Annotated in this window: 17 protein-coding genes; 4 read left to right on the top strand and 13 right to left on the bottom strand. The window is 46.1% G+C overall.

The features are described from left to right. Nucleotides 1-3 precede the first annotated feature (3 nt). The 6 genes from J0L70_RS32130 to J0L70_RS07560 all read right to left on the bottom strand — a co-directional run bounded on the left by J0L70_RS32130 (nucleotide 4) and on the right by J0L70_RS07560 (nucleotide 7597). On the bottom strand, nucleotides 4-267 hold the full coding sequence (locus J0L70_RS32130) for an acyltransferase (RefSeq protein WP_502711027.1): 264 nt from the start codon (nucleotides 265-267) through the stop codon (nucleotides 4-6). Nucleotides 268-649: 382 nt separating this feature from the next. After that, on the bottom strand, nucleotides 650-1573 hold the full coding sequence (locus tag J0L70_RS07580; protein WP_287453893.1) for a class I SAM-dependent methyltransferase: 924 nt from the start codon (nucleotides 1571-1573) through the stop codon (nucleotides 650-652). Between the two features lie 31 nt (nucleotides 1574-1604). Next, on the bottom strand, nucleotides 1605-2666 hold the full coding sequence (locus tag J0L70_RS07575) for a polysaccharide biosynthesis/export family protein (protein ID WP_287453891.1): 1062 nt from the start codon (nucleotides 2664-2666) through the stop codon (nucleotides 1605-1607). Nucleotides 2667-2685: 19 nt separating this feature from the next. Next, on the bottom strand, nucleotides 2686-4893 hold the full coding sequence (locus tag J0L70_RS07570) for a GumC family protein (protein ID WP_287453890.1): 2208 nt from the start codon (nucleotides 4891-4893) through the stop codon (nucleotides 2686-2688). 136 nt (nucleotides 4894-5029) lie between these two features. After that, nucleotides 5030-6124, bottom strand: a complete 1095-nt coding sequence (locus J0L70_RS07565; protein WP_287453888.1) for a hypothetical protein — start codon at nucleotides 6122-6124, stop codon at nucleotides 5030-5032. 102 nt (nucleotides 6125-6226) lie between these two features. After that, nucleotides 6227-7597 carry a sugar transferase gene (locus J0L70_RS07560; protein ID WP_287453886.1) on the bottom strand — a complete coding sequence of 457 codons (1371 nt, stop codon included), beginning with the start codon at nucleotides 7595-7597 and terminating at the stop codon, nucleotides 6227-6229. 1311 nt (nucleotides 7598-8908) lie between these two features. Between J0L70_RS07560 and J0L70_RS07555 the strand changes: the two genes are divergently transcribed. Genes J0L70_RS07555 through J0L70_RS07545 form a run of 3 tightly spaced genes read left to right on the top strand, consistent with a single transcriptional unit; the run spans nucleotide 8909 to nucleotide 12387 of the window. Continuing rightward, nucleotides 8909-10276 (top strand): efflux RND transporter periplasmic adaptor subunit, encoded by a 1368-nt coding sequence (locus J0L70_RS07555; protein ID WP_287453884.1) that lies wholly within the window; start codon nucleotides 8909-8911, stop codon nucleotides 10274-10276. A gap of 4 nt (nucleotides 10277-10280) precedes the next feature. Then, nucleotides 10281-11537, top strand: a complete 1257-nt coding sequence (locus J0L70_RS07550; RefSeq protein ID WP_287453882.1) for an ABC transporter permease — start codon at nucleotides 10281-10283, stop codon at nucleotides 11535-11537. Nucleotides 11538-11580: 43 nt separating this feature from the next. Then, nucleotides 11581-12387, top strand: coding sequence for an AIM24 family protein (locus J0L70_RS07545; protein WP_268181407.1), 807 nt, complete (start codon nucleotides 11581-11583; stop codon nucleotides 12385-12387). A gap of 56 nt (nucleotides 12388-12443) precedes the next feature. Here the strand turns inward: J0L70_RS07545 and J0L70_RS07540 are convergent, their stop codons facing one another. Both J0L70_RS07540 and J0L70_RS07535 read right to left on the bottom strand, forming a co-directional pair. Further along, entirely contained in the window at nucleotides 12444-13118 is a 675-nt protein-coding gene (locus J0L70_RS07540) for a carbonic anhydrase (RefSeq protein ID WP_017289783.1), read from the bottom strand. A 141-nt stretch (nucleotides 13119-13259) separates the two neighbouring features. Next, nucleotides 13260-14612, bottom strand: a complete 1353-nt coding sequence (locus J0L70_RS07535) for a sensor histidine kinase (RefSeq protein ID WP_017289782.1) — start codon at nucleotides 14610-14612, stop codon at nucleotides 13260-13262. 84 nt (nucleotides 14613-14696) lie between these two features. On the opposite strand from J0L70_RS07535, the gene J0L70_RS07530 reads away from it, so the two are divergent. After that, nucleotides 14697-16310 (top strand): cyclic peptide export ABC transporter, encoded by a 1614-nt coding sequence (locus tag J0L70_RS07530; RefSeq protein ID WP_287453878.1) that lies wholly within the window; start codon nucleotides 14697-14699, stop codon nucleotides 16308-16310. 103 nt (nucleotides 16311-16413) lie between these two features. Here J0L70_RS07530 and J0L70_RS07525 read toward each other — a convergent pair whose 3' ends face one another. The 5 genes from J0L70_RS07525 to J0L70_RS07505 all read right to left on the bottom strand — a co-directional run. Beyond that, a complete protein-coding gene (locus J0L70_RS07525) occupies nucleotides 16414-18213 on the bottom strand; it encodes an AAA family ATPase (protein ID WP_287453877.1) in 1800 nt (599 codons plus the stop codon). A 229-nt stretch (nucleotides 18214-18442) separates the two neighbouring features. After that, nucleotides 18443-18712, bottom strand: a complete 270-nt coding sequence (locus J0L70_RS07520; protein WP_287453876.1) for a DUF2171 domain-containing protein — start codon at nucleotides 18710-18712, stop codon at nucleotides 18443-18445. A 521-nt stretch (nucleotides 18713-19233) separates the two neighbouring features. Then, nucleotides 19234-19734, bottom strand: a complete 501-nt coding sequence (locus J0L70_RS07515) for a globin domain-containing protein (protein ID WP_287453875.1) — start codon at nucleotides 19732-19734, stop codon at nucleotides 19234-19236. A 65-nt stretch (nucleotides 19735-19799) separates the two neighbouring features. Next, nucleotides 19800-20393: a hypothetical protein gene (locus J0L70_RS07510; protein ID WP_287453873.1), complete on the bottom strand. Its 594-nt coding sequence runs from the start codon at nucleotides 20391-20393 to the stop codon at nucleotides 19800-19802. Between the two features lie 4 nt (nucleotides 20394-20397). Continuing rightward, nucleotides 20398-20495: IS1 family transposase (locus J0L70_RS07505; RefSeq protein WP_502711026.1), on the bottom strand; the 98-nt coding region annotated here is incomplete at its 5' end.

Genomic DNA, 20495 nt, shown 5'->3' with positions numbered 1-20495 from the left:
TTCCTAAACAAACCAAAGGTTGTTATGCTGACCCAGTTGATAGTCGAGCGATTGGGGTCGTATTCCAATCACCCGTGCAGGGACTCCTCCAACAATCGTGAACGGCTCAATAGATTTTGTAACCACTGCACCAGCCGCAACAACTGCACCTTTGCCAATTGTCACTCCTGGCAAAATCGTGCTTCGACAACTCAACCATGCATAGTCTTCCACCGTTACTGCTGCACGAACCGATGCAAACTGCTTATCTGCTGGATCATGTTCCATTGTCCAGATCATCACTTCCGATGACAAATTAACGTTGTTGCCAATTGTTAGCCCTGCACGTCCATCTAAGACACAGCGATGTCCGATCGTTGTATGATCGCCGATTATAATGCCCTTCGGATGTCTAATCTCGCTGCCCATATAAAGCAAACTTTTCGTCCCAATCTTCATTCCCATCCCCTGAAAGATGAGCTGCCGAACTTGCTGCGACGGAATTTCAGTAACATACCTCAGCCCTAAGAACACCAATCCGCGCTTGATTCCACTCAAGCTCAAGCGAATTTGTCTCAGGAACGATGTGAAACTATTGGAACTAAAACTAGACAGAGAAGAATAATCCATGGGATCGCACAACATGAAACAACAAAATATCATTGGGTGGCTATTTGACTTTTTTCAGCCACAAGCTACCTCCTGGATTCTTCAGACACATCGGCAAACTTCGCTCAACTTCTACCGTATGAAACTGGCTCATGAATGAGTTGAAGTACAAGATTTCAAACGAAGTGTTGTACTGAAGAAATGCCCTGAGAAAGTAAGCCTCATTCCAAGCGATACCATCTTCTAGCCAAGACTGAGGATAGTCAAATGACCAGAAAATATCATGAAAATGAATGATTACACCGGGTTTCAGTCGAGGCAAAACTTGAAAGACGAGATAGCCTACATCACTGCCAACCTTCACAACATGCGAAGAATCAATCAGCAAAATATCTCCAGCATTTAATGCTTCAAAGTACGCCAAATCAGTGTGCTGAACCGTTTGCTGAAGAATGAGATGCTGCTGTTGATCGTCGGAGTTGAGTAAGCCTAGCAATCGCTCAGGATAGGGATCAATAAAGGTAAACTGTGTATCTTTCGCGAGAAAGCGATCTTTTGTATCGAGCATAACGGCTGAGGAAAATCCCGATCCAACCTCTACCAATTTTTTCGGCTGAAAATGGCGCAGCATTGAATAAAGTACGATCGCATCTCCATATGAAAAGAAGCGATTTTGGTAATAATACCGATTCGATGAGGCTGCTGTTTCAGGAAATGGAATCTCCGCATAGTATGCTGAAAATGCTTTGAGTAATTCACATTGCGATTGAACATGCAAGTCAATGCCTAGAAAGCTATGCTGATCCAGTTCATGTTGAGCTTGACTTCTAATCGCTGATAAATCAGGAAGAGGAGAGTAAAAATGACCTGCTGGATAGTACCGGACAAAGGGCGAGAACCAAGATTTGCTCGCTTTATAGGCGCGATTTACTACTCGCAGTACGGAGTCCAATCCTGTTATCGATGTCCTCGCTGCTGTAACCATACTTTCTCCTCTCTAATAGAAAAACGCTAAATCAGAACCCTGTGATAAATCGAAGCAAAGCACCAAATGGGCTGAGAATTTGACCGACTGTACGAGCGATGGCAGCTCGACTTTTTTCAGGAACGACGACAACATCGCCCTCTTGAATCTGATATTGATCATTGAGCTTTCTCAGATCAATTTTTTGAGCCTCAACCTGCCCCGCATCGTTTAACCGTAGGAGTTCAATCTCACTTGCTTTTGCATCTTTTGTAAATCCGCCTGCACTTGCGATCGCACCCGATAAAGTACTATCAGGAGAGACTTGCACTTCTCCTGGTGCGCGAACTTCTCCCACAATCCGAACCCGAACAGTCATCGGTGACAATCGAGATCGAGCTAACAATCGTCGATCGAGCGTCGCATCCGCCGCTAATTTCGGAACATAAATTGAGTCTCCAGATCTTAAAATCAGATCTTCTTGATGCTGATCAGACCATATCGTGTCCCACAGGTTCACTATCATGGTTTTAACTTGACCATCTGCTAGGACTCGTCTCAGCATGACCTGCCGGATATCAGCGTTTCGGGTTACTCCACCTGCTTCCATTAGCGCCGAAGTCAAAGTAGGTAAACCTCGCTGTCCTTCCACAACTCTAGCTCCAGAGGATTCTGACGCAGCCGTCGTCAAGCTCCGAAGCTGAAAGGGTCCTGGGCGCTGAACCTCTCCTGCAATATTAATCACAACAGGGCGTAGGGTAACCATACTCACTGTAACAGTCGGCTCGACAAGAACCCGATTTAATCGGCTTTCTAGCATTTTCGCTAGGCTAGTTGGAGTATGATTCGCAACAACCACAGAGCCAATGACAGGCAGAGAAATCGTGCCATCTGCCAGAATCACTCGTGCTCCAGAATACTCAGAGTATCCATAGACATTAATCTCGATCTGATCGCCTGAACCTAAAATGTACCCTGCGTCTGTTGTTGTTGAATGAGAGCCTGTTGCTTTGACCTCAACTGTTTGAGCAGATGTATAGAGTGTAGGGAGCAAGATGCTTCCCACCACAATTCCTGTCAAACAGATCCCTAGCTTCCAATTCATTCGCAGCATCAGCATTTTTCTCCTCGACCTATGAAGCTTGTGGAGCAGAACGGCTCTTCTCAACAGCAGACATGGAGTGATCCTGCATGTAGTAAAAGTAGCTATCTGGCTCTTTCGCAGCATTAAAATGATTCACAACCATGCCTAAAACCTTCTGTCCAGACTCTTGTAGATAACGTTTTGCCGCCTGTCCAGCCATTGTGCTTACAGTGCCCGGACGCACAACTAACACACTCCCATCGACCATATTGTTGAGGACTGTAGCATCTGCCATACCTGACAGAGCAGGTGTATCTAGAATCACGAAGTCGTAGATCTGAGTAAATGAGTCAAGCAACGATCGCATGCGTTGCGAATCGAGTAAAGCTAGAGAATTAGGCGGAACCGTACCTGCTGACAGTACGTCTAAGTTTGGCAAAACAGCTTCGATCGCATCGTTCACTTCTGTCTGTCCGACAATCACATTACTCAACCCAAACTGATTGGTTAAATCCCAAATATGGTGCTGACAGGCATAACGTAAGTCAGCATCAATCAGCAACACTCGTTTTCCGACTTGTGACACCGCAAGTGCTAAATTCGCCGCAACCGCTGACTTGCCCTCTTGACGAACTGAGCTAGTTATCACAATCGATTTCAGTTCTTGATCCGAAGTTGCCAAGAACTTGAGATTGGCTTGGAGCATCCGATAAGCTTCTTGGGCTGCAAAAGTTGTAATATCTCGTCCAACAATGCTCGGTACCGTCGATCCTCGTAGAGATCGACTCGCATCAAGAGTTGGAATCACCCCCAAAAGAGTGTACTGAAATAGCTCACGAGCTTCTCGCAATGTCTTGACAGATTGATCCATATAATCCGTCAACAGAGCGGTCGCAATTCCTAGAATCAATCCTGCCAGCCCTACAATTGCTACTAAGAACGCCTTGCGAGAAGTCAGTTTTGTCGGCAGAATCTCGGCAGGTGAAATGATTCTCGCATTGCCGACGTTTTGATTCTCTGCAACTTGAGCCTCTTGTAGCTTTGTCAATAGCGTCTTGTAGGTCGTTTGAGCTGCATCTAGCTGTCGTTCTAGTTCACGCTGCCGCTTTTCGAGGGCTGGAATAGCACCAGCACGAAAGCGATAGTTAGCTTGCGCTTCTTTAAGTGCAGACAGACGACTATTGATACTTAACCTCTCTATTTCTGCCTCTGCAAGCTCAGCCACAAGGTCCCTTCGGCTACCCCCAACTTCCACCTCACGCTGTGAGACGTGCGCATTTGAACCGACAACTTCTGCCATTCGTTCTTGCAATGTTTCTCGTGCAGCATCTTGCTGACGACGAAGTTGATGTATCGAAGGATGTTCCTCTCGATACATTGCTTGTTGCTTCGCTAGAGCAGCTTCCGCTTGCTTCGCCTCCAAGAGTGCCACTTGAACAGTTCTAGAGGAATTTAAGTCTGTTGCAACGAGTGCCTGCTGCAAGTTCATCCCAACTTGATTGCTCAGTTCTGCCGCCCGAACATTTGCTTGAGACAACTCAACTTGTGATTTTGAAATATTGCGATCAAGATCAGCCAGAGTCATCACCATACTTTCGGATTCTTTGACCAAATCGACCACAGCATTTGACTCTTTGAACTGACGCAGACTTATTTCTGCCTGATTCACTTTATTTTCTACGATAGGTAACTGTTCTGAGACAAACTTTCTTGCCGCGATCGTTTCCGAGCGATTTGCCGCAACATTCGCTTCAATCGAGTACTTGATCAACTGATTGACAACCGCAATTGCCGTATCTTGTGAGCTATCTGTATAAGTGACTTGCAAAACATCTGCCCCCACGACAGGCTTGACTTTCATCTTCTTGAGAAAGTCCTTGCGCTTGAGGGGCTTGCCGTCCTTGTCTGTAAGTTCCAACTGATCGATCGTGGCTTGAATAACTGGAGAAGATCTCAGAATCTCTGCATAGGTATTGAGCGGATCAGTTTTAGAAGTAATGGCTTCAAGTCGTCCCGATTCAGTTGCGATTCCGGAAAGCGATGTTTTCCTATCTGTCTTGACAAGCAATTTTCCAGATGCATCATACTCTGGATCTCGATAGATGGCATACAACGTTGCTGCACCCATTAAGCTACTAAATACTAGAAACGCTGGTAACCATCGACGTTTCACACTCAACCAATATTTCTGAAGATTGAGCTTTTCAGGAGAGCCTATCGTATCTGCGACGATTGAAGAGTCAGGAGAAGAAAACATAAGTTAAAGGAATGAATTAGGATACACAAAATGCTTCTACTACCTACCGTAGCTCAGAAGCAAGGTAGACAATTTGAGCCGATTAAGCCTGAAGTTTAACCATCATAAAACCGCTGATTTTTGAATGAATTAGGAATTAAGTAGAAGACTGTAACTGCTCGACGTTGTGCTTATCCTGGTTGATCTCAGTAGGCTGTGGCGAGAGATTGAAGTTAGATTTCTCTCGTTCTTTTAGAGGCATTGTAGGAGCTTGCAGAACATGCGCATCTGCATTTGAAGGCAGTGAGCTAGGGGTAAGAATAGGCAAAGCGCTTTGGGGAAATGTAGTCTTATCGTCAAGAGTGGATGGAATCTGCGAATTGAGATGGGACTTGAAAGTCCTTTGTGAGTACTCTGAGAAAGACAGATCAGAAGGTGCATCCTGCTGGAAATCAAGGTCAGGATTAGCAGGACCATGTGAATTTGAGTTCAACAGAGGTAGGGGTAAAGATTTAGGCTGAGGAACAATCTGAGAAGTTGCACCCTGTTGTGATGCACCCAATGCACTCAAAAGATGAGATGAACGAGAAACAGATTCCTGCTTAATAGATTCAGCCTCCGCTCTAGAACTAGATAAATCCTGCTGAGGAAGAACACACAAAGAACCTGAATCTTGCAAAGGTAATGCAGTACGATCAGACAAAGTTGACGAGGAATGAACATCCCGAAGCACAGAGGGAGAGTAAACGGCAGATGGATTGCAAGATAGCGCTGACTCTGCTAAATCTGGTTTCTGCAATGTAAGATTAGGCTCACTTAGGGTTTGATCTGGCAAGAATATATCTGGAATTGATAAACGATCGTCATATGGCTTCTGCGGTTGCTTGACGATCTCGCGATGGGCAATTAAAAGAATATTTTGACCAGCACCGTTATACAAGCAGTATCCTACACATAATGATCCAAGTAATCCCAATCCTAGGAATCCAACCTTTGCTAAATGATTAGGATACTCACGTTGCTGCATTGCACTACGACCTGCCCAAGCATAAGAATCGTATCTTGAGCTTCCAACGTAAGAGTCATAATACGCCAAGAAACTACTTTCAGTAGAAATGTTGCTCTGATTAGATTTAGAGGAAGGCAAGACAACAGAAGCATCTGAACATTTTGATCGGACAGGGAGCGTATCAGGCTTATCAGATGCTTCATCAGCTTGATCAGAAAGCGTAGACTCAGATGTTTCTAACATGATTTTAACAAGCTCTTTAGAGTGTGCATTGAACCGCAAGCCGAACCGCACCTAGAAGTACCGAAACGTACTTTATATTCATCAAAATCCGAAACAGATTAGCTAGTAGGCTCCCGTTCTCCTGAAAATAACTTTGAGTGTTTTGAGCAAAATTTCTAGATCAAGCAAGAGAGTCCAATTTTGGATATAGGTTAAATCAAGGCGAATCACCTCTTCGAAGTTTGTGATTGTAGAGCGTCCAGACACCTGCCATAGTCCAGTAATGCCAGGCAAAACTTCGTGCCGAACAAAGTGATTTTCAGAGAACTTTTCAACATCTCTCATTGGAAGCGGACGAGGACCAACTAAACTCATCTCACCTAAGAGAACATTAATGAGTTGAGGAAGTTCGTCCAAGCTCGTTCTACGTAGGAAACTTCCTAAGCGTGTAATTCTCGGATCATCCTTGAGCTTGAAAAGAATGCCATCTTTCATCTCATTTTGAGCCTCCAACCGGGTCTGGAACTGCTCCGCATTTTCGACCATAGTACGAAACTTCCAAACCTTAAAAGTTTTTCCATGAAGTCCAATCCGAACCTGGCGATATAGAATTGCTCCGGGAGAGTCTAGCTTAATAAGCAATGCAATCAATAAGTTGAGCGGAAATAGTAGCATAAGAAGCAACCCTGCGACACAGATATCAAATGAACGCTTAATCCAAAAATCCTTCCCTGTAATGGTTGGGGGGGAAAAACTGAGCGCAGGCAGTTTTCCGATAGACCAAAATTGACACGCTTGAAAGAGTGCTTCTAGCCCAACAGGGATCACATGTAGAACAATACCCGCAGCTTGAAATTGCCAACAGAGAAACAGCCGATCTTTGATCACTGACCAAGTTATAAAAACCTCGGCAACTCCCTTATCTTGAATCGATTTGAACGTCTCATACCGTAGGTTTACATCAAGCGATCGTGCATCTAGGATGCTGACCAAATTGTAGCGATCCTCTCGGCTAATCATTTGACGAGCAGGATCTAGCTCTTGGGGTTCAGCAATCAACATCACTGAATATCGAATCAGTCCGCGCTGTCGCAGCATAATCAGACCTTGATCGATGCAGAAACGTGCTCCAACAACTAGAACAATGCTAAAGCACCAGAAAAAGAGGAAGTGCGATCGCGAAATAAATTGCGAAGGTTGATAGAAATAAGCTGTCAGGAGTAGAAGAACATTTGCGATCGATAAGGCTCGAACGAGTCCAGCATAGTTTCGTCGTGACTCACCTGATTGATAAAACCCTCCTGAAGCCAAAACACCCAGTTCAATCCCTAAGATTGGCAGGAATGAAACTGGATTGTCAGTTGTCCAAAAAATGCTCCAAGGTGTGCTCAGTGATTGAGCGAAATACCATGCTAAATAGATTGCCAGCGCATCTAAGCTAAATAGAGACAGAACGCGCAATTCCCGAATATTAGTACCTTTACGAAGCTGCATGATTGGCGCTCTTAAGTCGCGCTTGCAAGCAGTTCGTGATGTAGTCAATGAGAGTAATTTTGGAATCAGCATCTGAAGAGACGGGTTCAACACTCCCGTAGCGAAAGGAGGTCAGCATATATAGCCATTTCGCAGCCTGAAAGCTGCTTGAAGAGCAGTCTTAAAACAACTATCTGAAAAATTGGAAGATTTCAGGAAACAAGACTTTTCCCAATTGGCATAGCCAATTAGTTTGAACTAGTAAAACTCAAAATCTAGTCAAGCTTAGTTACAGAATGAGCTTTTACCTAAGATGTCAGTTTCAGATGATTACTAGTAATTTTCTGAGTGCATTGATACAAAGACGCAAAGATACAAAAGTAGAGAATCAATGCACATTGTAGAAATCTATTTTGAAGTTCAATGCCTAGTCCTTTCCCAACAACGATGAAGCGAAGCTGTAGATGGAGATAGACTAAACTGTTTCGGGCAAAGAGATAAGTCAATCATAAAAAACAAATTACTCTACGAATGTGTGCTGAGACACAGGAAGAGTGACCGACCAGTGCTAGCAAGCAAATGTAAAGCCGTAGCCTCAGTGCATGAATCAATCGATGCTGCCAAGATACTTTACGAATGTGCTGCTAGAGATGCTTCCTGATAACAGAGTTGAGAGGTCTACCAACTGAGCTAGAGCTAAGTTATTTAGCTTTTGCAAGCAGGGTTAAAACTGGCTTTCTGACAAAGTGTTCAGAGTGGACAGTTACGCTTTAGTGGCACATCTTAACTCCAAAAAAAACTTATTCGAAAAAAAAACTGAGCGCAACAAGGAAGGCTTAACTTCATGAAAACTTTAAATTTGGAAAGTAATTAATACTACTCCGTATTATTCATGTACGTCTCTCTAAAATGGATCAAGCGTCATGATCGAAGGTTCTAATCAATTTGAGATCATGATTTATAGAAAGAACTTCTGCCCTACAATCCGCTTTTAGGTAGATGACGTATGTTGATCATTTTATGTACTTCCGTATAGAAGCAAGCCTATCGCCCTATAACTGCAACAATTTCATATCCTTGAATGCGGAGAATTGAACGCTATCTTGCTTTTTGCAGTCTAACGATGATCGCACTGTCTAAACTGAAAAGGGCAACATGCTGCGACACAAGCTGCGAAGAAGAGGAAATGAAACTGTGCATCAAAGGATTAAATTTCAGTTAAAGATGCCAAAGTGGGTGGTTTGGTTCATAGCGATTGGCTTAGTGTCTGTAGGTGGATACTTTGCATACACTCTATACCTAGGCTCTCAAAAACAGGAATCCCAGAGGCGTGTGCGAACTGTCACCGTAGAGCGAACAGATACCGACATCACGATCTCTGCTAACGGAACTGTCCAACCCGCTCAATCGGTCAATGTCAGCCCGAAAAGTTCGGGTGTGCTCAAACAGTTATTAGTGAAAGAAGGAGATCAAGTCGAAGCCGGGCAAGTGCTCGCTTACATGGATGACTCCAACTTCCAAGGACAATTGATGCAAGCACAAGCACAAGTTGCTAGCGCTCAGGCGAATGTGACAAAGCTTGAATCTGGCAATCGCCCGCAGGAAATTGCTCAAGCCGAGGCACAACTCGCAGCAGCACAAGCCAATCTCGATAAATTAGTTGCTGGAAATCGTCCCCAAGAAATTGCTCAATCGCGATCGCAATTAGCCGCAGCCGAAGCAAACTTACAACAAGCCGAACTGAACTTTAATCAGAATCAAAGACTCTTTGGATCTGGAGCACTGTCTCAGCGAGAATTTGACACCTCTCGAACCGCATTAGCAACTGCTCGTGCTCAAGTTGAACAAGCTAAACAAGCGACCAACTTACAGCAAACGGGAACCCGACCTGAAGACATTGAAGCGGCACGTGCTCAGGTTGACCAGCTCAAGCAAGCATTGAGTTTGCAGAAAGAAGGGGCACGATCCGAAGACATTGAAACGGCTCGCGCTCAGTTGATGAATGCTCAAGGACAGCTCAAAACCGTTCAAACTCAGATTAACGACACAATTATTCGAGCGCCTTTTCGGGGAGTGGTAACTCGAAAGTTTGCTGATCCCGGTTCGTTTGTTACCCCAACGACTTCAAGTAGTGACGTGAGTTCTGCAACCTCTTCTTCGATTCTGGCTCTTGCTGCAACCAATCAAATTGTGGCAAAAGTTCCAGAAACGAGTATTCCTCGAATTAAAGTCGGACAGACTGTGACGATCGAAGCAGACGCTTTTCCAGGCAAGTCCTTTAAAGGAACCGTTGTGCAAGTTGCTAATCAATCGACCGTGGATCAAAATGTCACGAACTTTGAGGTCAAGTCTGCGATCGACGATCGAGACAACCAACTGCAAGCAGGCATGAATGTCAATGTGAAATTTAATGTTGGCAAGCTTGAAAATGCGCTGGTTGTGCCCACTGTTGCAATTGTTCGGCGGGCTGAAGGGACAGGCGTTTTACTAGCAGGACAAGACAGACCCCGATTTCAGAAAATTACAACCGGAGCTTTGATCGACGACAAAACAGTCGTTGAATCAGGAGTAAAAGAAGGAGATCGAGTGTTGCTCAGTTTTCCGCAAGGTGAGCGACCCACTTCAAGAACGCCATCGGTGTTCCCAGGCGCTCCTGGCGGCGGCGCTCCTGGTGGTGGCAGTAGACGGGGCGGAGGTTAGAACCATGGGAAAACTTCGAGTCAGACAAGTGCCACTGCTAGAGATCTTCAGCATGGCAGTAGAAGCCTTGTGGAGCAACCGATTAAGAACGAGTTTGACCATGCTCGGTGTGATTATTGGCATCGCTTCGGTGATCACAGTGACTTCGGTTGGGCAAGGCGTGCAGAAAGCAACTGAACAGCAGATTCAGGCATTAGGGACAAATGTCATGCTGGTTCTGTCTGGGGTCGCTCGATCGGGCGGGATCAGTCAAGGAGCAGGTTCAGCGAGTACATTGACCTTTGAAGATGCTCAAGCCGTGGGGAAACAAGCTCCAGCAGCAGCAGGAGTCACTGCCTATTTGCAGCGGGGCGGACAGGTTGTGTATGGCAATCAGAATACTTCGACTTCAATCTTGGGTGTGGATTTGAACTATCCTGATGTCAAAGAAATTCAACCCCAAGAAGGACAGTTTTTCACTCAAGACGATCTGGTCAATGCCACTTCAGTGGTCGTCTTGGGCAGTGCAGTCCGGGATACCTTATTTGCATCTGGAGAACGAGCGATCGGAGCAAATATTCGGATTCAGAATGGGCGCTATACAGTCGTCGGTGTGGCAGAGTCAAAAGGATCAGTCGGGGGGCAAGATCAAGACGATCGCGTTTACATCCCATTGACGAATATGTCGGCGCGGATTGTGGGAAATAATTCGCTCAATGGTCGGGCAATTAGCGGGTTTTGGGTGAAGGCAAACAGTCCAGAAGAACTTGAAGCAGCACAATTTCAAGTCACGAATCTGCTGAGAGTTCGACATAATATCTATCCTCCCAAACCGGATGATTTTCGGATTAGTAATCAGGTGGACATTATTAATACATTTAGTAGTGTTGTGGGATTGTTTACGGTATTGGTGAGCGCGATCGCGGGGATTTCGTTAATTGTGGGCGGAATTGGGATCGCGAATATTATGCTCGTTTCGGTTGTCGAGCGAACTCGTGAAATTGGAGTCAGAAAAGCGATCGGGGCGACAAATCAAGCAGTACTGAGTCAGTTTCTCACCGAAGCAATTTTAGTCTCCCTGATGGGAGGCGCGATCGGGGTGGCAGTCGGTTTAGGCTTAGCGTTTGCTGCTTCAACGGCGTTTAGCTTTCCATTCATTATTTCTGGAGTTGCGATCGCGGCTGGACTCACTTTAGCGTTAGGAGTGGGATTAGTCGCCGGAGTAATTCCAGCGAGAAATGCGGCTCGACTTGATCCGATTACAGCATTACGCAGTGAGTAAGGGGCATTCTTGAGATAAATCGAGCAGTCTGAGGTAACGGATTATGACTGAAAATAATTTGCCTTTTCACGTCGTTCATAGTGTGACTCGTGGTGGCACGACGTTTGAATTGTTGGAATATAAACCACTGGCGGGAAGTGAAACCCTTGCGATCGCGGAGCAACTGCACGTTCTGAACAAAGCAGGCGTGCATTTACGCCAGTTACGAGTGCGCTTAGAGAAAGATGGAATTCGCACAGAACCGGGAGCACTGCAATTTAGTAAAGGTCGGATTGAGATGGAAAGCTCAACCGGAATGGGAGAAGGGGTTGGAGGACTCGTCAAAGGCGCACTGGCAGCAGCACGTACGGGTGAAACGATGTTCAAGCCGTTGTACAGTGGCACGGGTGAAATTTACTTAGAACCCACCTTTGGACATTACTGGTTCATGCAGCTAAACAACCAAACGCTGTATGCGGATCAGGGATTGTTTTGCTGTAGTGAGAATTCCATACAAGTTGGCGCGCATCGGGTTGAAAGCTTTAGCGCACGAGTTGCAGGTGGAGAAGGACGCTATCAAACGAAGGTGATGGGCACAGGAATTGTCGTGTTTCGGATTCCTGTCCCGTTAAGCGAGATTATGGAATTAACATTAGAGAATGAAACCCTGCAAGTCGATGGGTCGTTTGCGTTGTTGCGAACCAGTGGAATTCAGTTCAGTGTGGAGAAAGCTTCGAACTCTCTGATGGGAGCTATGACCAGTGGTGAAGGATTTCTGCAAACGTTCCGAGGAACAGGGCGCGTGTGGATTGCTCCGACGCAATCGGTCTATCAGCGAATGGCAGGATTAGGAGTGACTCGTTTAACTTGATGATCTGTTATGGGAAAAGCACTCTGAGCTTTTCCATCCTCGGAGTGCTCCAGATTTTAGCTTGCGATGTGCGTGATTAATGGGTCGGGGACGGGGAACGATCGCTTTTCCATCAACATGAAACGGTGTTTCTCTGCATTAAAGGCAAATACAGTGCCCGTCTCGATCTCATACATCCAGGCATGAAGGTTTAACTTACCTGCATGGAGTTTGGAGCGAATTGCCGGATAGGTTTCAAGGTTTTCGATTTGGGTGAGGATGTTTTGTTCGATCGCGATTTTCAATAATTTCTCTGGCTCAATTCCTGCATAGTTATCTTGTACGACTCGACGGGTCGCTTCTCCATGGCGTTTGAGCCAGTCATAAACAGCAGGCATTTGTTCAGCCAGCGTGCCAATTTGCAGCAATCCTTTCATTGCCCCACAGTGCGAATGCCCGCAGACAATAATGTCTTTGATGCCCAACGCCTGGACTGCATACTCGATTCCGGCTGATTCCGCACTACTCGCTGCCCCATAAGACGGAATAATATTGCCGACATTTCTCATCACGAACAGTTCGCCGGGTTGGGCTTGGGTGATCAGACAGGGATCAATGCGTGAATCAGAACAGGTGATGAATAAAACGTCGGGAGATTGTCCTCCAGAGAGCCGCTCAAATAATTCTCGGTGATCGTTGAAGTAATTGCTGTGAAACGAGTTTACGCCTTGAATCAGTCCGGTCAGCGACATAATCTTTACCTGAATGCGGTGAGGTCAGCAAGTCTGCGAACGATAGAGCCAAGTCATACTTGACGATTGGCTTTATTCTTCCTTTTCTACAGCGCTAATGTAACACTTTCCGAATTTTTGTAAACATCTTTTCCGCATTTTCTAGTTTAAAGGCAGCAAAATTTCAAACACTGTGCCCCGTAATCTCGGTGAAATGTCGCAGTAAACTCGGAAGATGCCGCTATGTCTTGCTGTCACAATTCGATAACTTGTCGCAAGACTGGTTTCTTTCGTGAGTTCGGTAGAAAAGGCTTGCATGAGTTGACGTTGAATTTCGATCGACATTTCGCTTGAGTTGTCTGCGATTTGAATCGCAACCCAACGCTGTCCAGTTCCATCGATCGAGCAAACTTCGGTTGAAATTCTAATTTGTGGAGCGTCAGAGCTTACTAGGTCAGGATTTTGTTCTCGGTATGCAGCTTGATTCAGCAGCGTATCGATTGAACAATTCAAAATATTCATAAACACCTGGCTCAGTTGGCTAATGAAGCAAGGCACTGGCGGCAGGTGTCCATAATTTTTCGTGACTTGAATGTCGCTCGACAGGCGGCTTTTCAGCAGCAGCAGCACCGAGTCGAGACAGTCATGTAAATTGGCTGGACGCGGATACACTTCATCGATATGGCAGAAATTCTGCAAGCTATTGGCAAGACGGGAGAGACGCTCGGCTCCAGTTTTGATGCTGTCTAGCGTTTTGGGCAGATCTTCGCGAATATAATCGAACTCGATCGCTTCTTTGAGATCGATCACTTTCTGGGGAACGTCCGTAATACATTTCTCGTAAGCGCCGATAATTTCCAACAAACTGCGGCTGTACTCGGCAATATGACTCAAATTTCCCCAGATAAAACTGACGGGATCGAGAATTTCGTGAGACACTCCATCGACCAAGCGTCCCAAACTTGCCATTTTCTCGCTCTGGAGCATTTGAAGCTGGAGGCGTTCGATTCTGACTTGGGTTTCAATACCGCGCAGTTGCCAATAGGCAATATTTAATTCATGTGGATCGAGAATTCGGTATTGATCTGCACCGAGACGCACGACAATCGGATCGCGCAGTCGGTCAAACGGACGACGCAAGGCTTGTTGGGCAGCGGTGAGAATCGGAGTGTCGCCACTGAGAATCAGCGGCACTGTGCGATCGTAACTCTGTAAAATCCGCAACGGTTTCTCAAGAAACAGGTCAATTCCGTAGGGACGGAGCAAATATTCCAACAGACGATGGCGGGAAATCAGGCTCAAAAAGCGCCCATTTTCAGTCAAAATTACCCCTGGGAGTAACGGATGCTGCTCAAAGATCTCAGCCACCTCCGTTCCCAAAACGTCCAACTCTGCCGCAAAATCATACAGAGGCAAATCTTGTAGCATCGATTCGAGCTGAATTGTCTGTACGTTTCCGGGAGCCAACACGGGAACGTTTAGTTTCGATCGAAACTCAGATGTAGATGGTGTCATCACAAGGGTAATCGTCCATAAACTTGCTAAATCTACACTGCCCAAATTTGCGTCTACCTTACCAGAACCCTTTTAACTCCTGCTATGCAATTGATTTCATTTTTGTTCCGCTCATCTCGTAAATTAGTGTCGATCGCGATTTTGACGGGTTTTTTGAGCGGGGCGAGTAGTGCAGGATTAATTGCATTAATTAGCCGCGCCTTGGGCAATGGTGCCGTGTCACAGATTGCGTGGGCATTTGTCGGATTAGCGATCGTGTCGCTGATCACGAGCGTGATTTCGCAGATGGTGCTGATTCAGTTGGCGCAGGATGCAGTCTTTAAATTGAGATTGCAGTTAAGCCGACAAATTTTGTCGTCGGAGTTGCGGCATTTGGAGCAGCTTGGAAATGCGCGCATGATGGCAACTTTGACCGAAGATGTACAAGCGGTCGCCACTGCGGTTTCTTCGTTTCCGTTTTTGTGTATCGATTTGGCGACAGTTGTTGGCTGTTTTGTTTATATTGGTTCGCTGTCTTGGGTTGTGTTTGCGATGGTGATGGGGTTGTTTTTCTTTGCATTCGCAACTTGTCAATGGATGCTCAACCAAGCTCGTCGTCGGATGGTATTTGCACGCGAAGATCAAGATGTGTTGTTTCGGCATTTTCGATCGATTACCGATGGCATCAAAGAGATGAAGCTGCATTACCCGCGCCGTCAGGTGTTTCTGCGCGATGAGTTAGAGACCGCTTCCGCGTCATTTCGTCGGCATAACATTCACGCTTTAGTGCTCTTTGCGTCGGCAGGAAGTTGGGGCAAGCTGATCTTCTTTTTTGCGATCGGGTTTGTGATGTTTGCCTTGCCAGGTCTTGTATCGATTCCGCCTGAAACCTTGTCCGGCTATGTTTTGACGTTTACTTATTTGATGTTGCCATTGGATAAGATGGTGCTGAAATTGCCGATTCTGAGCCAAGCAAGTGTGTCATTGCAAAAGATCGACATGCTAGGGTTGTCCTTGAAGCAAAAAGCCGAGTCTACAACGATTCCCAGTCCAGTTCAGACGTGGAACCGCTTAGAGCTGAAAGGTGTGACGCATAGCTACTATCAGTCTGAAGATACGAAGTTTACTTTAGGCACGATCGATTTAACATTGAATGCAGGCGAGATTGTGTTTATCGTTGGTGGCAACGGTAGCGGAAAATCTACCTTCGCTAAGCTTTTAACGGGATTATATGCGCCCGAAACTGGCACGATTTTACTCGATGGCGAACCGATTACTGAGCACAATCGAGAATGGTATCGACAGCATTTTTCAACGGTGTTTGCTGACTTCTACTTATTCGATCGCTTACTCGGCTTAGATGCGTCTGACGAGGATGCTCAGCGCTATCTTCAGCAGTTACAGCTTGAACACAAAGTTCAGGTTGTAGATGGAAGATTATCAACCACTGAACTGTCGCAAGGTCAAAGAAAACGGTTGGCATTGTTGACAGCTTACTTGGAGGATCGTCCGATCTATTTGTTCGACGAATGGGCTTCGGATCAAGATCCAATCTTCCGAGAATTGTTTTACACCGAGTTTTTGCCGAAATTAAAGCATCGGGGTAAAACGGTTTGGGTGATTAGTCATGATGATCATTATTTTCAATTTAGCGATCGCGTAATCAAGCTCGATTACGGCAAGGTAGAGTACGATCGCGTGACTTCAGAACATCCTTAGAGGATGTTTAAAGACAATCGAGGATGTAAAAAAGCTCTCTGGTTATAAGCTGTAAAGACGTTTCAGGGATCAGGTTCGATCGCATTCCTAAGCTCACAAGCAGTTAACGAGCCATTTCGCGCTGAAGCAAAAGCCGTTGATAGGCGATCGTAAAATCATCTATTGTAATCCTCAAACAGGTCGGATCATTCATGCCTTGAGTACGATAGCGGCGCACTGCTTCTAATGCTGCTTGATTGCTTAACAGCGCTAGATCAGCCCCATTCCAGCCTTCTGTTTGGGCAGCGAATGAGTCTAACTCTACCTCCTCCAACGGGCGATCGCGATTATGCACGTGCAAGATAGCGAGGCGACTCATGTGGTCGGGGAGATCTACTTTGAGTTGCAAATCTAATCGTCCTGCTCTCAGCAAGGCAGGATCGAGGGTTTCCGGACGATTTGTGGCTCCGACAAAGAGCACATTCGTACAGTCATGCAAACCGTCGAGTTCTGTGAGCAGTTGACCGACCACGCGATCGCTCACTCCTGAATCACTTTGATATCTTCCGCGTGCTGGCGCAAGCGTATCAATTTCATCGACAAAAACAACGCAGGGAGATGCCTGACGCGCTTTTGTGAAAAGTTCTCGCACTGCTTGTTCTGAGGCTCCGACCCATTTACTCAGCAATTCAGGTCCATTCACTGCAATAAAGTTTGCTCGAGCTTGAGCCGCAACCGCTTTCGCCAAAAGCGTTTTACCTGTTCCAGGTTCGCCCCATAGCAAAATTCCGCGTGGTGCTTTCGCTTTAGTATGATCATACAGTTCAGGATAGAGCAATGCGCCTTCTACAGAGTCTTGTAGCGTTTGTTTAATGTGATCCAGTCCGCCGATCGCATCCCAGGTAACTTTCGGTGCTTCGATTTCAATCGATCGCAGTACCGCAGGCTTAATGTGTCGAATTGCTTCTAGAAAGTCAACCTGCGTCACACTCATCTGTGCAGGCATCGGACTATCCAAGCTCGGCAACAGTCGCCGCAGTGCTGAGTAAGCTGCTTTTTGAGAGAGTGCTTTGAGATCTGCACCAACCATACCTCCAGATAAATCAGCGATCGCATTGAGATCCACGGATTCGTGCAGGGGCATCATTGCCGTTAAAATCTCAAGAATTTCTAAGCGCCCACCGCGATCAGGCACACGGAATGCAATCTCTCGATCGAACCGACCTGGACGACGTAACGCAGGGTCAAGATGATCCGGGCGATTGGTTGCAGCTAGGACAATAATTCCTTTTGTCTTAGCAAACCCATCCATTAGACTCAAGAGTTGCGCCACGACCCGCTTTTCGACCTCGCCTTCGACTTTAGAACGGTCGGGAGCAAGACTATCAATTTCGTCGATAAAGATAATACAAGGAGCAGACCGTGCTGCTTTTTGAAAAATGCTGCGCAGTCGAGATTCGGCTTCTCCGTAGTATTTTCCGATGACTTCTGGACCCACGATCGCAATGTAGTTCACATCGAGATCTGTGGCTAAAGCACGTGCAGTGAGAGTTTTTCCGGTTCCAGGTGGTCCTGTCAGCAACACGCCTGTCGTCGGTTCTAATCCGAGCGCGGCTAATACATTAGGGCGCTTGAGCGGAAGCTCGACAAGTTCGCGTAGCTCTCGCAGTACGCTAGACAATCCACCCACACCTGCAAGGGTCGGCTGTACACTCTCCTCGCTCGATGGTGTACTCAGAACTGTATTTTCGCTAAAGAAAGATTGCCTTTCATCAGTTGGGGAGCTGCGATCGACATTTTCGGGCTGGTTCACGCGAAATTCAGGCTCTCTCGGCTCTCGTCCTTCGATCACTCGCACAATATCTAGCAATCCTTCAAAGCCTTGATCAACCAGTGCTTCAATCTCTTGGAATAAATCATCCATCTGTCTTGCCCACCTAATGTCTCCAGTATAGAGACTGAGAACAGACACTTGTGGATTGTGCGATACAACCCTTTACGTTCTCGTGAGAGGCTAGTGTGCTTCTGGTAATACGCCAAAATAAATTTGAGAAAGAGGTGGGGGATAGGGAGAACTCAGGCTCAGATTTCTCCCTATCCTTTTCAACGTCACTTACAATTGAAAGCTACCTAAGTTCTCTAAGACGAATCAACTAACCTTCGGTCGGGGCTTCATTCATCAATCCGGCGAGAGCTTCATCGGCAGTTTTGTTCAAAAATACTGCGCTTTCATCGACTGCGCGAACCCAACTGATCGGAAGCCAATGCGATCGCCCATCTGGAGAATCGAGCTTTTTGAGTTTGATGTATTTTCCAGCTTCAACTTGCTCTACTGTTCCAAAATGCACATCTGACGCGCCCTCTAGTCCGCCAGGTCCTTCGGCATAAACTGCTAAATCTGCATAGACCTTAGAAATATCCATGATTGTGTCCTCAGTCATTCTCTCTTTGAAATTTGAATTTGAAATGTCGAGATAAACTGAATGGAATCCTAATCTGCTCTCTCCACATATACTTCTTCTCAAAGAGAGATTCGATTGTGTCCTAAGTCTGAGTCCAGCCGCACGTTGATCGACTTTAGGTGGTCAATTTTTGCTTGAAAAATTGAGCCGTTCTGCCTAACGACATACGTGAGCAGGAACAGACATATTTCAACGCAGAAATAAATCTTCGTTCACTACTCCAACATCTTGGCAGCTAACTTTTCCCACCTATCATCTCTAATATATGTCCTGATCGACTGTAAGCAACCGCATGAGGTTTGTCTTCCTCGTCAAGATTAAGACAACAGGTTTATCATGCAAGTGTGGATTGCTAACCTGTGTTCCAACCGCTCTGTCGATAACCGACCCAAAATCTACTGCATAGATAGGATTACAGCCCGAATCAACCTTCTGTCCTAATTTATATTAGCGCTCCCCCTAATGGCCAAAAAAGAGCCTTGTTAGCTTAACAGACTCGCGTTGTTAGTTCTCACTAATCGCTCGGTAAGTGCTTGATCTTCTTGTTGATAGATTGCCTGCTCTTTTTGAATAAAGAGAGTTGCTAAAGCATCATAGGCTTCACCCCAAGCTGCAATCACTTCATCCGTTGCAGCATCTTGCAAAACATCCTTCATCGCCTGTAGCAACTTTTCGCCAATTAGTGGATATTGCTCAGGCAGAATCCGAGTTGCGACATGACGATGAACAATATGGTCTACTGCTGCCGCTAAATCATCTAGACGATCAATATGAGTCGCATAGGCATACACGGCGGCAGCTAATTTATGTGCTTGCCCGCCCCCATCGAGATGCTGCATCCAAGTAGTCTCAAAGCCGCGTTTATAGTCAGGGCGCTCTTCAAAAGTGATTTGATACATTCGCTGAGTAACTTCTTCACCTTTTTCTTTCAAGATGGGTGCAGTTGCTTTCACGATTTCGATCGTTTTTTGACTAATCATCATTCAAATTCTCCTCTGATTGGAGTGAATATCGTCAGATTCTGCCAATTATTGCCGCTGCGATCGCGCTATCTTGGCGCTCGGAAAGGTTCACCTTCTGGCGGGACAGTGTATGTAACGTGCAGCTTGATATTTGCAAGGGCTGAGATGCACACGGTGTTATCCTCGGCTGTTAATTGATCGAGTGATAGTCCACCCGAAAGAAGAAAACCATAAGTTGGACTAGCACCCAGAGGTGCTGCACTTCCTTTCTGCCAACGAACTGGTTCTGTAACATCCCATTCGCGAGCAGAGATGCGATTTACCGCAGGCGAGGCTCCTGCATAAGGAATTAGTCCTGACGGCGGAACTGTTTCTGCCCAATTAACGCTGGGCACTCGGACAACTGCACAACCGTCGGGTTTGTCCTCCGGTATCCCTTGACCACTTTGCCAACAGGCATTGGGTCCCCCATATACCAGTGGACAAATCGGTGCTGCAGCCTCGTCATAGGTAAGGATGGCTCGATCGATCACTTTCACTGGAATTTTATCTAGCTTCGTCGTGTCAAAATTCACAGCAAGCTGAAGAACAGCAGCCATACATGGAGAATCGCCCCATTCGCTTTGACCCCAACCAACCGTGCCAGAGAGATGACGGTAGTGTTCTAGATGTGTGGGCATAACGTTATACTGCTCGCCCGAACTCATGACGATTGATGAATAATCCAATCACAGTATCATGCATCTTCTCAGTCTTGGAAAAACAGATCGTCTTTCTGGCAA

This window comes from Leptolyngbya sp. UWPOB_LEPTO1 (genome assembly GCF_017302695.1).
Classification (GTDB): domain Bacteria; phylum Cyanobacteriota; class Cyanobacteriia; order Leptolyngbyales; family Leptolyngbyaceae; genus Leptolyngbya; species Leptolyngbya boryana.
Note: the sequence above shows the minus strand (reverse complement) of the source record. Positions and strands in the feature narration are given on the sequence as shown.

Coding starts and splice junctions, on each gene's coding strand:
- J0L70_RS32130 (WP_502711027.1), bottom strand. CDS start 267: ATGGAACATGATCCAGCAGATAAGCAGTTTGCATCGGTTCGTGCAGCA.
- J0L70_RS07580 (WP_287453893.1), bottom strand. CDS start 1,573: ATGGTTACAGCAGCGAGGACATCGATAACAGGATTGGACTCCGTACTG.
- J0L70_RS07575 (WP_287453891.1), bottom strand. CDS start 2,666: ATGCTGCGAATGAATTGGAAGCTAGGGATCTGTTTGACAGGAATTGTG.
- J0L70_RS07570 (WP_287453890.1), bottom strand. CDS start 4,893: ATGTTTTCTTCTCCTGACTCTTCAATCGTCGCAGATACGATAGGCTCT.
- J0L70_RS07565 (WP_287453888.1), bottom strand. CDS start 6,124: ATGTTAGAAACATCTGAGTCTACGCTTTCTGATCAAGCTGATGAAGCA.
- J0L70_RS07560 (WP_287453886.1), bottom strand. CDS start 7,597: ATGCAGCTTCGTAAAGGTACTAATATTCGGGAATTGCGCGTTCTGTCT.
- J0L70_RS07550 (WP_287453882.1), top strand. CDS start 10,281: ATGGGAAAACTTCGAGTCAGACAAGTGCCACTGCTAGAGATCTTCAGC.
- J0L70_RS07545 (WP_268181407.1), top strand. CDS start 11,581: ATGACTGAAAATAATTTGCCTTTTCACGTCGTTCATAGTGTGACTCGT.
- J0L70_RS07540 (WP_017289783.1), bottom strand. CDS start 13,118: ATGTCGCTGACCGGACTGATTCAAGGCGTAAACTCGTTTCACAGCAAT.
- J0L70_RS07535 (WP_017289782.1), bottom strand. CDS start 14,612: ATGACACCATCTACATCTGAGTTTCGATCGAAACTAAACGTTCCCGTG.
- J0L70_RS07530 (WP_287453878.1), top strand. CDS start 14,697: ATGCAATTGATTTCATTTTTGTTCCGCTCATCTCGTAAATTAGTGTCG.
- J0L70_RS07525 (WP_287453877.1), bottom strand. CDS start 18,213: ATGGATGATTTATTCCAAGAGATTGAAGCACTGGTTGATCAAGGCTTT.
- J0L70_RS07520 (WP_287453876.1), bottom strand. CDS start 18,712: ATGGATATTTCTAAGGTCTATGCAGATTTAGCAGTTTATGCCGAAGGA.
- J0L70_RS07515 (WP_287453875.1), bottom strand. CDS start 19,734: ATGATGATTAGTCAAAAAACGATCGAAATCGTGAAAGCAACTGCACCC.
- J0L70_RS07510 (WP_287453873.1), bottom strand. CDS start 20,393: ATGCCCACACATCTAGAACACTACCGTCATCTCTCTGGCACGGTTGGT.